We start from the raw sequence: 14,010 nt of genomic DNA on the forward strand, positions 1-14,010 counted from the left end.
ACGCGGTCAGGCCGCCAGTCGCTCCCGCTGTGCGTCGTCGCCGTTCTCCAGGCTCGCCACGAACTCCTTGAGCCAGGACACGAACTCCGGGCCCAGGTCGGCGCGTTCGCAGGCCAGGCGGACGACCGTGCGCAGGTAGTCGGCCTTGTCGCCGGTGTCGTAGCGGCGGCCGGAGAAGACGACGCCGTGGACCGTGCCGCCCGCGGCGAGTTCCTGGAGGGCGTCGGTGAGCTGGATCTCGCCGCCGCGACCCGGCGCGGTGCGCTCCAGGACGTCGAAGACGGCCGGGTCGAGGACATAGCGCCCGATGACCGCGTACCGGCTCGGCGCGTCCTCGCGCGCGGGCTTCTCCACCAGCCCGGTGACGCGCACGACCCCGTCCTCGCCGGACGGCTTAACGGCCGCGCAGCCGTAGAGGTGGACCTGCTCCGGCGGGACCTCCATCAGCGCGACCACGCTGCCGTCGTACCGGTCGCGGACGTCGAGCATCTGGCTCAGCAGCGTCTCGCGCGGGTCGATGAGGTCGTCGCCGAGGAGCACGGCGAACGGCTGGTCGCCGACGTGGTGGCGGGCGCACAGCACCGCGTGCCCGAGGCCGAGCGGGTCGCCCTGCCGGATGTGGTGGATGTCGGCGAGCCGGGCCGGGTCGCGCACCGCGTCCAGCCGCACGGTGTCGCCCTTGGCGGCGAGCGCCTGCTCCAGCTCGAAGGCGTGGTCGAAGTGGTCCTCGATGGCCCGCTTGTGCCGACCGGTGACCATCAGGACGTCGTCCAGACCGGCGGCGGCCGCCTCTTCCACGACGTACTGGATGGCCGGCTTGTCGACGACCGGCAGCATCTCCTTCGGGGTCGCCTTGGTGGCCGGCAGGAAGCGGGTGCCGAGGCCGGCGGCCGGGACGACTGCTTTGCGGACGGTGCGTGCGGAGTGGGAGGCGCTCATGCGGATCATGCTGGCCCACCGGGATGGGAGTACGCCGGGAGTCACCTCTGAGATTCCTGTGGGGGCCGTTCCGGCGCGGCAGGGCGCTGCGTGACACGGTACCCGCGCGGCAGCGCACGGCACCGCGCAGTACACCGCGCAGTACCTCGCGGTGGGGAGTGTCGGGGCCGGAAATTGGAGATTTCGTGTGCCATCCGGCTTTTCTTGCACACAAGTTGAATCCTGCCTTCCGCTGCCTTTCGAATGCGGGTGCGGATACCGTCCGGTAACTCGCGTCAAATCTCTGTGTCTTGAATTTGATTCACTCGAACTCCTTGTTTCCTATGAGTCACGTGTGCGAAGGTGAGCCTCCCCTTACAAATGGGCTGGATCAGGTCAACATGCCTGGTCAGGCCCAAGGTACGCACCAATCAGGCACCTGCTTTCCGACGACGTGCTTTCCGTGCCGTTCGTCGACTTGGAAGGAAAGGGTTCCGTGCATTCCCCCAACCCCCCACGCCCGCCCTACCCCCCTCGCCCCGGATGGACCCCCGGGGATTCCGACCCCCAACTCGCCGCCCGGCTGGCCGACTCCGACGAACGGTCCCGCGCGGTCGCCCTGCTCTTCGCCCGCCACTGGCAGGCGGCCCACGACTACGCGACGGTCTGCCTGGCCGGCACCGAGGACACGGGGCGGCTCGTGGCCGCCGCCGCGTTCCACGAAGTGCTCGGCCGACTGGCGGACGGGCGCACCGGCGGCGGCGCCCTGCGCCCCCAACTCCTCGTCGCCGTACGGGAGACGGTCCGGAAATGGGCCGGTGCTGACGGAGTTTCAGCCGTGCTGCCGGAGCTGCGGAAAACCACCGGCGGCCGCGGCCTGCGCGCGGCGCGGCCGGTGACGCCCGAAAGGCGGCAACTCGCCGAGCGCGCTTTCCAGTTGCTCCCGACCGCCTCCCAATGCCTCTTGTGGCACACGGAGGTGGAGGCGGAACTCATATCCGTACCGGCTGGTCTGTCAGGTGTGGACGGCGTCACCGCGACGGCGGTCCTGGAACAGGCGCGGGAACAATTCCGGGCGGGCGTTGTACGCGCCCACCGGGAACTCGCGCCGACGAGCGAATGCCGTTTCCACTCCCGTCTCCTCGACGTTCCGCTGCGCCGCGGCGGAACCCTGCTGCCCGATGTCCGGGAGCATCTCGCGCACTGCCGGTTCTGCCGGCACGCCGCCGAACAGCTCAGCCACTTCGACGGCGGACTGGACGTGCTGCTCGCCGAGACCGTGCTCGGCTGGGGCGCCCGCCGCTACCTCGAGTCGCGCCCCGGACGCCTGGCAGCCGCCGACGCACCGGCCCGGCCCGACGCGGCACGTCAGCCCGGTGGGGCGCGTCAGTCCGTGGGGGTCGGCCGGCATCGCACCGCCGTCGCGGGCGTGCTCGACCTGCCGGTCAGACGGCCCAAGGCCGTGCTCGTGGGCGTGGGCCTGACCTCCCTCGCGCTGGTCGCGACCGTCTTCGTGGCCACGGGCTGGTCCGACGGCGGCGGTGCCCCCGCACCCGGCGCCACCTGGGGCGCGCCGGTCGGCGGGCCCAACACCCCCGGCGTCGACGGACGCGGCGTCCCGGGCGGCTCCGCCGACACCCCGCCCGCCGGTTTCCCGACGTCCGCCTCCGCCTCCGGGCCCGCTTCGAGGGCCGGCTCCGGGGCCGATTCCGGTTCCGGTTCCGCCGGTGTCGCCCAGGGCAGCCTGCGCAGCCCGGACACCGGGTACTGCCTCGACGCCGCCGGCGGGCGGACCGAGGCCGGAGTGGGCATCGTCCTGGCGGCGTGCTCGTCGGCCGCGTCCCAGCAGTGGTCGTACCAGGAGGACGGGGAGCTGCACAGCGCCGCCGCCCCGACGCTCTGCCTGACCGCCGACCCCGGCCGCCGTACGACCGCCCTGGCCTCGTGCCTGGTGCACGCCGGTGAGACGTTCTTCGACCTGACCGTCCGCGGTGAACTCCTGCTGCGCCAGGACGGCGACCTGGTCGTCGCACGCCGAGCGGACGGATCGAGGACGGTCGTCGTCGCCACGCGGGACGGGTCCGCAGAGCAGCGGTGGGTGTTCGACAGGGCCGCGGCGACGGCCGGGCCACCCGGCCCGGAGGTACGACAGGCCCCCCAGCCGCCCGCCCCGGGCGCTCAGGGAAACCCGCCCGCCCCGGGTGTCCCGGGAAGCGCGGACCGCCCGGCGCCCCCGGCAGCGCCCGGCGCGCCGCCCCGCGCCCGCGACGCGGCCCCGGCGCCGGGCGAACCCGCCCCGTCCGCACCGGAGTTCAGGACGCGGTCCGCCCAGGTGGACTGCTGCGACTCCGCGCCCGCCTCGCCCGCCCCGGCCGGACCGGCGGTCTCCGCCGTCCTCCAGGACGCCGTCAAGGCCTCGGCCGAGGTGCCGCGCGTAGTCGGCGCACTCGGTGAGACCGTCGCGAACGCGACCAAGCCCCTCGGCACCTGAGCCGCCAACTGAAGGACCGCACGACCGCACGACCGAAGGAGGGGCCGCCCGAGGGGAGCGGCCCCTCCTTCTCGTTCCGTCGCCCCTTGCCGTTCGTCCCCTCGTTGTCTCGTTCTGATCCGGGTCGGGTTCGGCCGACCCGGTAGGCTTCCCCGATACGCAGGGCTGCCAAGGGACGGCAGACGTCAAACGGGAGGAACCCGCGGTGCACGTGCAGGAGTGGCTCGACACGGTGCCCGCGGCCGCCGTCTACGCCGTGGTCGGCCTGGTCATCGGGCTCGAGAGCCTCGGCATCCCGCTGCCGGGCGAGATCATCCTGGTCTCGGCCGCGCTGCTGTCCTCCCAGCACGGCGGCATCAACCCCGTCGTCCTCGGCGCGTGCGCCACCGCGGGCGCGGTGATCGGCGACTCCATCGGCTACGCCATCGGCCGCAGGGGCGGACGCCCGCTGCTGGCCTGGCTCGGCGCGAAGTTCCCCAGGCACTTCAGCGAGGGGCACATCGCCACCGCCGAGCGGTCCTTCGAGAAGTGGGGCATGTGGGCCGTCTTCTTCGGCCGCTTCGTCGCCCTGCTGCGCATCTTCGCCGGCCCGCTCGCGGGCGTCCTGCACATGCCGTACTGGAAGTTCCTCACCGCCAACATCCTCGGCGGCATCGTGTGGGCGGGCGGCACGACGGCCGTCATCTACTACGTGGGCGTCGTCGCGGAGGCCTGGCTGAAGCGTTTCTCGTGGCTGGGCCTGGTCCTCGCGGTGCTGATCGGCGTGGCGTCGATGCTGATCATCAAGCGCAAGGCCAAGCAGGCGCAGGGTGCTTCACGGGAGGCCGAGGCGGAGACGGTGGCGGCTGCCGAGTAGTTCCCCGGGCCCCGCCCGTGCCCTCCCCGCGCCCTGGGGGTGTCGCACTCACCCCTGGTCGTGGATCTCCCGGTGGGCCTTCGCCAGATCCGTGTACAACGTCCCGTTCAGCGTGAGCCCTTGGCGCTCCTCCTCCGTCAACTCCCGCCGCACCTTCGCCGGTACCCCCGCCACCAGCGACCCCGGCGGCACCTCCATCCCCTGGGGGACGAGCGCCTGCGCGGCGACCAGTGAACCCGCCCCGATCACCGCCCCGTTGAGCACGGTCGCGCCCATCCCGATGAGGCAGTCGTCCCCGACCGTCGCCCCGTGCACGACGGCGTTGTGGCCGACGGACACCCGCTCGCCGATGGTGACGGGGAACCCGGGGTCGGCATGCAGCGTCACGTTGTCCTGCACGTTGGCGTCGCGCCGGACGGTGATCCGCTCGACGTCACCGCGCACGACCGCGCCGTACCAGACGCTCGCGCCCGCCTCCAGCGTCACGTCCCCGATCACCGACGCCGTCGGCGCCACGAACGCCTCCGGGGCGACCTTGGGTTCCCTGCCGCCGATGCCCACGATCAGCGCTTTGTGCGTCATCACCGTCTCCTCGTGTCCGTCCCGACCGACCGACCGTCCGTCCCGACCGTCCGTCCCGACCGTCCGGCCGGCCTTCTCCGGCACCGTACCGCCACCCGGTAGGGCGAAGATCACAGGGCCGCGGGCGCTGGCCGTCTCGCGTGCTGAGTACGGTGAGCGGGTGCCGAAGCGCAAGAACACGTTCTCATCCTGGCGGCGTCGCCTGGGGCAGCGGGCCGTCCATGCGGCCTGGGCCTGGGTGCAGCGCACCGGCTCCGTCACCGCCGAGCACCCGGGACGCCTCCGGTTCGGCTCGATCGGCACCGGCACCCGGCTCGCCTTCCCGCTCGGCACGGTCTTCGGGGAGCCGTGGATCCATCTCGGCGCGCACTGCATCGTCGGCGAGCAGGTCACCCTGACCGCCGGACTGATGCCCGACCTCGACCTCGGCCCCGACCCGATCCTGCGCCTCGGCGACGGCGTGGTCCTCGGCCGGGGCAGCCATGTCATCGCCGACACGACGGTCACCATCGGCAGCGACTGCTACTTCGGCCCGTACGTCTACGTGACGTCCACGAACCACTCCTACGACGATCCGCACGAGCCCATCGGCAAGCAGTGGCCCCGCATGGAGCCCGTGGAGATCGGCCCGGGGTGCTGGATCGGCACCGGGGCCGTGATCCTGCCGGGGGCGCGGATCGGGCGGAACGTCGTGGTCGCGGCCGGGGCCGTGGTGCGCGGCGTGGTGCCCGACCACGCCGTCGTCGCGGGCGCGCCCGCCAAGGTCGTACGACGCTGGACGCCCGCCGACGGCTGGCAGCCGCCGCTGCGCACGCCCGCGCCGGTGCCGATACCGGACGGGGTCACCTCGGACCAGTTGGTCGCGATGTCGGGGCTGGACGAGGAGACGGTCGAGCGGCTGGCCCGGCTGGAGCCGGAGGGCTGAGCGCGGGGGATCAGCCCGTCGCCAGCAGCAGTGTGCCCACCAGCGCCAGTCCCGCGCCCGCCGCCTGGACGCCGCGCAGCCGCTCCCGCAGGAAACCGCGCGCCGCGAGCGCCGTCACCACCGGGTAGAGCGAGGCGAGGACGGCGGCCACCGTGACCGGGCCGTGCTGGGCGGCGACGGCGTAGGTGCCGTTCGCGGCGACGTCGGCCAACCCGACGAACCCGAACGCCGGCAGCGCGGCCCATGTCAGCCCGCCCCCGGGGAGCGCGGGCGTCCCGCGCCGGACGGCGACGCACAGCGCCGCGCCGGCCGTGGCCACGCTGGCGACCCGCTGCACGAACAGGGCGAGGAACAGGCCCGTGACGGTCGTGGACGCCTCGCTGATCAGCACGAACACCGTGCCGAAGCCGAGCGCCGCGACCAGCGTGAGCAGCACCGCCCGCCGCTGCACGGCGGCGCCCCGCATCTGCGGACCGCCCGCCAGGACGACCCCGACGATCGCGACCGCGATGCCCACGACCTGCATGAGCCCCGGACGTTCGCCGAGGACCAGCCCGACGGAGACCGGCACGGCCACGCTCAGTGTCGCCAGCGGGGAGACGACGCCCATCGGGCCGAGCGCCAGCGCCTTGTAGAAGGAGAGCAGGGCGACCGGGCCGGCCAGCCCGGCGGCGACCGCGAACCACAGCCGGGGACCGGCCTCGCTCCAGCCGCCGGTGGCGACCACGATCGCGCCGAGGACGGCCGCCGCGATCGACTGTGAGACCACGACCACCGTGAGCGCCGGCGTCCGCCGGGTCAGCAGCCCGCCGCCGAAGTCGGCCAGGCCCCACAGAAGGCTGGTGGCCAGGGCGAAGAGAGCGGTCACGGGGTCCTCGCAGTCCAGGTTCTTCGCAGTCCAGGTTCGGTACAGTTCGGTGCACGATCAGGTGCACTCCACCGTAGTACAGGAGAGTGGATCCTGACATCCAAAATATTGAACTCGCGAAGTGGACGGAACGTGTCGGACCTCGAACTTCTGACCCAGTCCCTGGCGCGCAACGTCAAGCACTGGCGTGCGGTGCGCGGCTTCACGCTGGACGTGCTCGCCGCCCGGGCGGGCGTCAGCCGCGGGATGCTCATCCAGATCGAGCAGGCCCGCACCAACCCGAGCATCGGCACGGTCGTCAAGATCGGTGACGCGCTCGGCGTCAGCGTCACTACCCTCCTCGACTACGAGCAGGGCCCGAAGGTCCGCATCGTCCCCGCCGAGCAGGCGGTACGGCTGTGGCACACCGACAAGGGCAGCTACAGCCGGCTCCTCGCGGGCACGGAGGCGCCGGGCCCGCTGGAGATGTGGGACTGGTGCCTGATGCCCGGCGAGGGCAGCGGCTCGGACCCGCACCCGGCGGGCACGGTCGAGATCGCGCACATCACCGCCGGTGAACTCACCCTCACCGTCGACGGCGCCGAGTACCGCGTCCCGGCCGGCGCGAGCGTCACGTTCGAGGCCAACGCCGCGCACCGGTACGCGAATCGGGGCGAGGTCCCGCTGCGGATGGTGCTGACCGCGTCGGTACCGCCGCCCGCCCGCTGAGCCACCGCCACCCCGCCGCCTAGGCCGCCGTGTGATGGGCCAGCGGCAGATGCGGGTCGCTCTCGCCCGGTGCCGGCGCCGGGTCCGCGTGGACCAGGGCGGCCGTCAGGCGGGGTACGGCGTGCAGCAGGGCGTGTTCGGCGTCCACGGTGATCCCGTGCGCCTGACGCACCGTCACCTCGCCGTCCACGACGACCGCCACCTCGGCCCGCAGCCGGTGCCCGATCCAGCGCAGCCGCAACTCGCCCACCCCGCGCACCCCTTCGACCTCCCGCAGCGCCCGCTCGGCCCGGTCGACCAGGGCCGGGTCGACGGCGTCCAGCACCCGCCGGAACACCTCCCGCGCCGCGTCCCGCAGCACCAGCACGATCGCCGCCGTGATCGCCAACCCGACGACCGGGTCCGCGAGTTGCCACCCCAGCGCCGAGCCGCCCGCGCCCAGCAGCACCGCCAGCGAGGTGAACCCGTCCGTGCGCGCGTGCAGCCCGTCCGCGACCAGCGCCGCCGAGCCGATCGAACGGCCGACCCGGATCCGGTACCGCGCGACCCACTCGTTGCCCGCGAAACCCGCCAGCGCGGCCACCGCGACCGCGCCGAGGTGTTCGACGGGGCGCGGGTCGAGCAGCCGCTCGACGGCCGTCCACCCCGCGAAGAGCGCCGACGCGGCGATCGTCAGCACGATCGCGATGCCCGCCAGGTCCTCCGCCCGCCCGTAGCCGTAGGTGAAGCGGCGCGTGGCCGCCCGGCGGCCCAGCGCGAACGCGATCCCCAGAGGTACGGCCGTCAGCGCGTCCGCCGCGTTGTGCACCGTGTCGCCGAGCAGCGCCACCGACCCGGACAGCACGACCACGACCGCCTGCGCGACGGCCGTCACGCCCAGCACCGCCAGCGAGACCCACAGCGCGCGCATGCCCCGGGCCGAGGACTCCAGCGCCGAATCCAGCTTGTCGGCGGTCTCGTGCGAGTGCGGGGTGAGGAGATGGGAGAGGCGGTGCCGCAGCTTCCCGGGGGTGCGCGCCTGGGCGTGGGCATGGGCGTGGGGCTGCGCATGGGTGTGGGCATGGGTGTGGGCGTGAGCGTGGGGATGCGGGTGCTCGCGGCCGTGGTCGTGCGGGTCGCCGTGCTGGTGGCCGTGCTCGTGCTGCTCGCTCACATCGGTCCCTTCCGGTGCGCCGGGGTGGACGCGGGTCCGTCCACAGAGCCATTATGTGCGTATGAGCGCACGCATGCACCTGTCACCTGCACACCATGCGCATCCGCGCACACCCGGCGAGGAGCAGTTCGCCCTCGCCGCCGAGCTTCTCGCCCTGCTCGGCGACCGCACCCGGCTCGCCCTGCTGCACGCGCTCGCCGCCGGCGAGGCCGATGTGACGACGCTGACGGAAGCCTGCGGGGCGGCCCGGCCGGCGGTCAGCCAGCATCTGGCGCGGCTGCGGCTGGCCGGGCTCGTGCACACCCGCAAGGAGGGCCGCCGGGTGGTCTACTCGCTCGCCGACGGTCATCTGCGCCGCCTGGTGGACGAGGCGCTGAACGTGGCCGACCACCGGCTCGGGGACGAGCCGCCGCACGACTAGCCGGGGTGGGCCGGGTCAGTAGTGCTCGGCCATGCCGAGGTACTGCTCGGCGAAGGAGGCCGCTGCCGTGGGCGAGGTGAACAGGCGGCGCAGTCGGGCGAAGGTCGTGCCCCCGCGGAACGGGTCCCCGGCGGCCGTGCCGTGGTAGACGTCCGACAGCCACTGCGAGAACTCCTGGTAGTCCCACACCCGGCGCAGACACGCCTCCGAGTAGCCGTCGAGGCCGGCGCCGTCACCGCCGTCCAGGTAGTCGACCAGCGCGTCGCCCAGCAGGAACGCGTCGTGCAGGGCGAGGTTCATGCCCTTCGCCGCGATGGGCGCGACGAGGTGGGCCGAGTCCCCGGCCAGGAAGAGCCGCCCGTACGTCATCGGCTCGACCACGTAGTCGTGCATGTCCAGGACGCGCTTCTCGATCAGCGGCCCCTCGGTGAGCGGCGGGGCGTCCGCGCCGCCCGCGAGGCGTTCGTGCAGCTCGGCCCAGATCCGGTCGTCGGGCCAGTTCTCCGGGTCGTCGCCGGGCGGGCACTGGAGGTAGTACCGGGTGACCTCGGGGCTGCGGGCCATGTGCCCGGCGAAGCCGTTCGGGTGGACGCCGAACAGGACGCAGTCGGAGGACGGCGGGGCCTCGGCGAGCAGCGCCAGCCAGCCGATGCCGTAGTCGTGCCGCGCGATGCGCGCCCGCTCCGGCGCCAGCGCGGCCCGGCTGACCCCGCGCGCGCCGTCCGCCCCGACGACGAAGTCGCAGGTGAGCACCTGCCGTTCGGCCGTCTCCGGGTCGGTGTACGACACCGAAGGCAGCGCCGTGTCGAGGTCGTGCAGCTCGACGTCGCGCACCGAGAAACGGGCGTCGCCGCCGCGTACGTCCACGTACTCGCGCACCAAGTCCGTCACCAGCAACGGCTGTGGGTACACCCAGTGGTGATGGCCCGTCAGGTCGGTGTAGGAGAAGCGGTACCGCTCGCCCGCGAAGCGGAACTCGCAGGCCGAATGCCGCTCGGCGCGCTCCAACAGGCCGTCCGCCAGGCCCCGTTGCCGCAGTCCGCGGACGGCCCACTCCTCGATGACGCCGGCGCGTGGCCGCCGCTCGATGAACTCACGGCTCTCCGTCTCCAGGACGACGCAGTCGACGGACGCGGCCCGCAGGATGTTGCCGACCGTGAGGCCCGCGGGACCCGCGCCCACGACGACGACCGGGACGTGCGGGCGGGAAGGTGAGTTGGTGGTCACCCGAACAGTATGAGCGGCCCCGTGACCCGCCTCAGGAGTTCCGGCCCAGCCGGGGGATCTCGATCGCCGGGCAACGGTCCATGACCATCTCCAGGCCCGCGGCGCGCGTACGGTCGTAGGCCGCCTCGTCGACGACGTCCAACTGGAACCACACCGCCTTCGCACCCTTGGCGACCGCCTCGTCGGCGACCGCGCCCGCGAGGTCGCTGTTCACGAAGACGTCGACGACGTCCACCTCGAAGGGGATGTCGGCGAGAGAGGCGTACCCCTGCTCCCCGTGCACGGGCTCCGCCTTCGGGTGGACGGGGACGACCCGCTTGCCGAACCGCCGCAGCACCTCCGCGACGCCGTACGCCGCGCGCCCGCGGTTCGTCGACAGGCCCACCACGGCCCAGGTGTCACCGAGTCCGGTGAGGATCTTGCGGATCGTTGCCTCGTCGCCGTACACCGGCGGCCTCCTTGACGTGGGACAGGACTGTCCTCCAGTGCAACAGAGCGCGTCGGACGGTGATTCCGGGCGGCTTGCCTGCGCATCGCGCGTCGGCCGCCTACGCTCGGCTCGTGCTGCGCATCATCGACGCCCGAACCGGCGAACCCGTCGTCGCCGCCCCCGTCCGGCGGGGCCTGACCCGTGTCGAGGTACATGCCTCGGGATACGGTCCCGGCTCGCTCCGGGTCCTGCTCGTCGCCGACCTCCTCTTCCGCGCGCTGGAACTCGGCGGCACGCCCGTCTGGGCCGTGCTCACCGGCGAACGAGAACAGGCGGAACTGCGGGCGGCCGCCACCGCCCTCGGCATGCACCCCTTCGAGGACGGCCGCGACCTCGGCTCCGGCGCCGGACTGGGCGAGGCGCAGATCCTGCACGTGGTGGGCGAGGACGGCCCGGCCCCCGACGGGGTACGGGTCGCCGTCGCACCGGCGCGGGGGGCCGTGCCCGGGGGAGCGCCGGGCGCGGACGCCGTGCCGGCCGTCGACCCCGCCGTCCTGCGCCTCGCCCTCCTCGCCACGCCCCGCACCGAGCCCGTCCGGCTCGACGCGGCCGTCCTGGGCGAGGCCCACGACACGCTCGCCCGCTGGCGGCGGGCCGTCGCCGACTGGGCGCGGTCGCCCTCGCGGCCGGTGCCCGAAGAGCTGCGCGGGCGGCTGCGCGCCGCCTGGGAGGACGACCTGGACATGCCGGCGGTGCTCGGGGTCCTGCGGTCGGTGGCCGACGCCGGGCCCGAGCTGCCGGACGGCGCCCGCTTCGAGACCTACGCCTACGCCGACCGCCTCCTCGGCCTGGAACTCACCCGCGACCTGGGAGCCCCGGCGTGACCGGGCCCGGCGGCGGGGGAGCGCCGCGCCGGCTGGTGGTGCTGCGGCACGCCAAGTCGGCCTGGCCGGACGGCGTCCCCGACCACGACCGGCCGCTCGCCCCGCGCGGCCACCGGGACGCCCCGGCCGCCGGCCGCGCCCTCGCCGCGGCCGACTGCCTCCCCGACCTCGCCCTGTGCTCCACGGCAGTCCGAGCCCGCAGCACTTTGGAACTGGCCGCCGCCCAGTGGGCAGGCCCGCCGCCGGTGCGCTTCGACCGGCGGCTCTACGGGGCCGACGTACCCGAGCTGCTGGAGGTCGTCCACGAGACGCCCGCCGAGGTCGGGACACTGCTGCTGGTCGGGCACAACCCCGGCCTGGAGGAACTGGTCCTCGACCTGGCGGGAGACGGCCTCGACGACACCCTGGACGAGGTGCGGCTGAAGTTCCCGACCTCGGCGATCGCCGTCCTGACCTGGCAGGGCCCCGACTGGCGCACACTGACCCCGGGCACGGCCCTGCTGACGTCGATGACCGTACCGAGAGGCGCGAAACCGCCCGCCGGCGGCTAGCCGACGTGCACGCGCGGGCGCTGCGCCGGGTCCGGTTCCGCGCGGCGCAGTACCTCGCGGGTGACCGGGGCGACCTCGCCGTCGCCGAAGACGAGGAAGCGGGCGAGCTGGCTCACGGGGCTGCCCTCGGTCCAACTGAAGTAGGCGTGCGGGACCTGTCCGGTGCGGTCGCGCAGTGCCAGCAGGACGGCGGCGATGCTGTTTGGGACGGTCGGACCCGAGATGCGCAGCCGCCGCACCCCGTGCTTCTTGTCGCCGCGCACGGCGATGTCCGCCGTGAAGTCGGAGGAGTCCCGCAGGAACACCTCCAGGAAGAGCACCGGGCCGCCGCCGGGGATCGGGGTGTGCTCGCGCTGCTCCCCCTCCTTGGCGCGGTACGCGCGCGTGGTGTGTTCCTGCGGCTCGTTCGCGATGAGCTGGAGGGGGCCGCGGCGCGCGGCCTCGTCGACGAACCGGGCCGCCGTGTCGTCGAACGTCACCTCCGCCGCGCGCAGCTCGAAGGCCCGGTGCACCCGTGAACCGAACGACGTGACCAGGATGGCGAAGATGAAGATCCCCGCGATCCTGATGCCGTCCGGCCGCTCGATGACGTTCGCGACGAGCGTGTAGGCGAACACGGCCGTGATCGCGCCGAAGCCGAGCGTGGCCCGGCGGTGCCGGCGCCGGTGCACGGCGACCGTGGACGCGAACGCCGCCGACAGCATCAGCACCAGCACCCCGGTCGCGTAGGCCCCGCTCTGGGCGTCGACGTTCGCGTGGAACCACAGGGTGATGAGGACGGCCGTCGTCATGAACACCAGGACGAGCGGACGCACCGCGCGGGCCCACTCCGGGGCCATGCCGTAGCGGGGCAGATAGCGCGGGACGAGGTTCAGCAGCCCGGCGAGCGCGGAGGCTCCCGCGAACCAGAGGATAGCGATCGTCGAGGCGTCGTAGACCGTGCCGAAGACCTGCCCCAGGTGCTCGTGCGCCAGATACGCGAGCGCCCGGCCGTTCGCCGGGCCGCCGCTGTCGAAGTCCTTCTGAGGGATGAGGATCGTCGTCGCCAGGCTGGACAGCAGCAGGAAGCAGCTCATGATCAGCGCGGCCGTGGTGAGCAGCCTGCGGGTGTCCCTGATCCGCCCGCGCGGCTCCGCGTACGTGTCCCCGGCATCGCCCTTGACCTGCGGCATCACCGCCACGCCCGTCTCGAAGCCGGACATGCCGAGCGCCAGCTTCGGGAACACCACCAGGGCCACGCCGACCATGACCCACGGCGAGGAGTGCTCGGCGCGCAGCGCGGTCGTCCAGTCGGTGATCCGCACGGGGTGGCTCAGGATCTCCTCGGCGGACACGGCGAGCACGACGAGGTTGAGCGCCAGATAGACCGCCACCAGGGGCACCGCGATGCCGATGGCCTCCCGGAAGCCCTTCAGGAACACCGCGCCGAGCGCGCCGACCAGCACCAGGGTGATCCACTCGTTGCCGCCGTGCATCCACTCCGGGGCGAACGGGTTCTCCACCACGTGCGCGGCGGCGTCCGCGGCCGACAGCGTGATCGTGATCATGAAGTCGGTGGCCGCGAACCCCAGCAGCACCAGCACCAGGATCTTCCCCGACCACCACGACAGCAGCCGCTCCAGCATGGCGATCGACCCCTCGCCGTGCGGGCTCTCGTGCGCCACCCGCCGGTACACCGGCAGCGCGCCCAGCAGCGTCAGGGCGATCAGCACGAGCGTGGCGAGCGGCGACAGCAGCCCGGCCGCGAGCGCGGCGATGCCCGGCTGGTAGCCGAGCGTCGAGAAGTAGTCCACGCCGGTCAGGCACATCACCCGCCACCACCGGTGGCCCTCCTGCGCCGGGGCCGGGGCGGCGTGCGGGCCGGGATGCCGGGCGGTCTGCTCGCTCAGCCCCTCCAGCAGCCAGGCCCGCCACCGCCCCGACCGCGCACCCGCGCTCTGCTCCGTCATCGGAGCTTGACTACCCCCTGCGGCGGCCCTCGCACCACCGCATAGGC

Annotated in this window: 14 protein-coding genes; 7 read left to right on the forward strand and 7 right to left on the reverse strand. The window is 73.5% G+C overall.

Annotated features, from left to right (window positions below):
• Positions 1-6 precede the first annotated feature (6 nt).
• Complete coding sequence (gene galU / locus BMZ82_RS02795; RefSeq protein WP_371270972.1) at positions 7-939, reverse strand: UTP--glucose-1-phosphate uridylyltransferase GalU; 933 nt, start codon at positions 937-939, stop codon at positions 7-9.
• Positions 940-1,414: 475 nt separating this feature from the next.
• On the opposite strand from galU, the gene BMZ82_RS02800 reads away from it, so the two are divergent.
• Together BMZ82_RS02800 and BMZ82_RS02805 are read left to right on the forward strand one after the other, a co-directional pair.
• Positions 1,415-3,409 carry an RICIN domain-containing protein gene (locus tag BMZ82_RS02800; RefSeq protein ID WP_093771838.1) on the forward strand — a complete coding sequence of 665 codons (1,995 nt, stop codon included), beginning with the start codon at positions 1,415-1,417 and terminating at the stop codon, positions 3,407-3,409.
• A gap of 205 nt (positions 3,410-3,614) precedes the next feature.
• Positions 3,615-4,265, forward strand: a complete 651-nt coding sequence (locus tag BMZ82_RS02805; RefSeq protein WP_093771271.1) for a DedA family protein — start codon at positions 3,615-3,617, stop codon at positions 4,263-4,265.
• Positions 4,266-4,313: 48 nt separating this feature from the next.
• On the opposite strand, the gene BMZ82_RS02810 is transcribed toward BMZ82_RS02805, so the two are convergent.
• A complete protein-coding gene (locus tag BMZ82_RS02810; protein WP_093771840.1) occupies positions 4,314-4,847 on the reverse strand; it encodes a gamma carbonic anhydrase family protein in 534 nt (177 codons plus the stop codon).
• Positions 4,848-5,007: 160 nt separating this feature from the next.
• Between BMZ82_RS02810 and BMZ82_RS02815 the strand changes: the two genes are divergently transcribed.
• Positions 5,008-5,772, forward strand: a complete 765-nt coding sequence (locus BMZ82_RS02815; RefSeq protein WP_093771272.1) for an acyltransferase — start codon at positions 5,008-5,010, stop codon at positions 5,770-5,772.
• Between the two features lie 10 nt (positions 5,773-5,782).
• Here BMZ82_RS02815 and BMZ82_RS02820 read toward each other — a convergent pair whose 3' ends face one another.
• Positions 5,783-6,640, reverse strand: coding sequence for a DMT family transporter (locus BMZ82_RS02820; RefSeq protein ID WP_093771274.1), 858 nt, complete (start codon positions 6,638-6,640; stop codon positions 5,783-5,785).
• Between the two features lie 132 nt (positions 6,641-6,772).
• Between BMZ82_RS02820 and BMZ82_RS02825 the strand changes: the two genes are divergently transcribed.
• A complete protein-coding gene (locus tag BMZ82_RS02825) occupies positions 6,773-7,348 on the forward strand; it encodes an XRE family transcriptional regulator (RefSeq protein ID WP_093771276.1) in 576 nt (191 codons plus the stop codon).
• A 19-nt stretch (positions 7,349-7,367) separates the two neighbouring features.
• Here the strand turns inward: BMZ82_RS02825 and BMZ82_RS02830 are convergent, their stop codons facing one another.
• Positions 7,368-8,501: a cation diffusion facilitator family transporter gene (locus BMZ82_RS02830; protein WP_093771278.1), complete on the reverse strand. Its 1,134-nt coding sequence runs from the start codon at positions 8,499-8,501 to the stop codon at positions 7,368-7,370.
• A gap of 61 nt (positions 8,502-8,562) precedes the next feature.
• Here BMZ82_RS02830 and BMZ82_RS02835 point away from each other — a divergent pair, with 61 nt between their 5' ends.
• Positions 8,563-8,922: an ArsR/SmtB family transcription factor gene (locus BMZ82_RS02835; protein ID WP_177244354.1), complete on the forward strand. Its 360-nt coding sequence runs from the start codon at positions 8,563-8,565 to the stop codon at positions 8,920-8,922.
• 15 nt (positions 8,923-8,937) lie between these two features.
• Here BMZ82_RS02835 and BMZ82_RS02840 read toward each other — a convergent pair whose 3' ends face one another.
• Together BMZ82_RS02840 and BMZ82_RS02845 are read right to left on the reverse strand one after the other, a co-directional pair.
• Entirely contained in the window at positions 8,938-10,149 is a 1,212-nt protein-coding gene (locus tag BMZ82_RS02840) for a 4-hydroxybenzoate 3-monooxygenase (protein WP_093771282.1), read from the reverse strand.
• Positions 10,150-10,180: 31 nt separating this feature from the next.
• Complete coding sequence (locus tag BMZ82_RS02845) at positions 10,181-10,597, reverse strand: CoA-binding protein (RefSeq protein WP_093771284.1); 417 nt, start codon at positions 10,595-10,597, stop codon at positions 10,181-10,183.
• Positions 10,598-10,710: 113 nt separating this feature from the next.
• Here BMZ82_RS02845 and BMZ82_RS02850 point away from each other — a divergent pair, with 113 nt between their 5' ends.
• Together BMZ82_RS02850 and BMZ82_RS02855 are read left to right on the forward strand one after the other, a co-directional pair.
• Complete coding sequence (locus BMZ82_RS02850) at positions 10,711-11,463, forward strand: hypothetical protein (protein WP_177244355.1); 753 nt, start codon at positions 10,711-10,713, stop codon at positions 11,461-11,463.
• On the forward strand, positions 11,460-12,014 hold the full coding sequence (locus tag BMZ82_RS02855; RefSeq protein ID WP_093771286.1) for a SixA phosphatase family protein: 555 nt from the start codon (positions 11,460-11,462) through the stop codon (positions 12,012-12,014). The genes BMZ82_RS02850 and BMZ82_RS02855 overlap by 4 nt, the downstream gene beginning before the upstream one ends.
• On the opposite strand, the gene BMZ82_RS02860 is transcribed toward BMZ82_RS02855, so the two are convergent.
• Entirely contained in the window at positions 12,011-13,963 is a 1,953-nt protein-coding gene (locus BMZ82_RS02860) for an APC family permease (RefSeq protein ID WP_093771288.1), read from the reverse strand. The two genes, BMZ82_RS02855 and BMZ82_RS02860, sit on opposite strands and share 4 nt — an antisense overlap.
• Between the last annotated feature and the right edge of the window lie 47 nt (positions 13,964-14,010).

This window comes from Streptomyces sp. yr375 (assembly GCF_900110755.1).
Classification (GTDB): Bacteria; Actinomycetota; Actinomycetes; order Streptomycetales; family Streptomycetaceae; genus Streptomyces.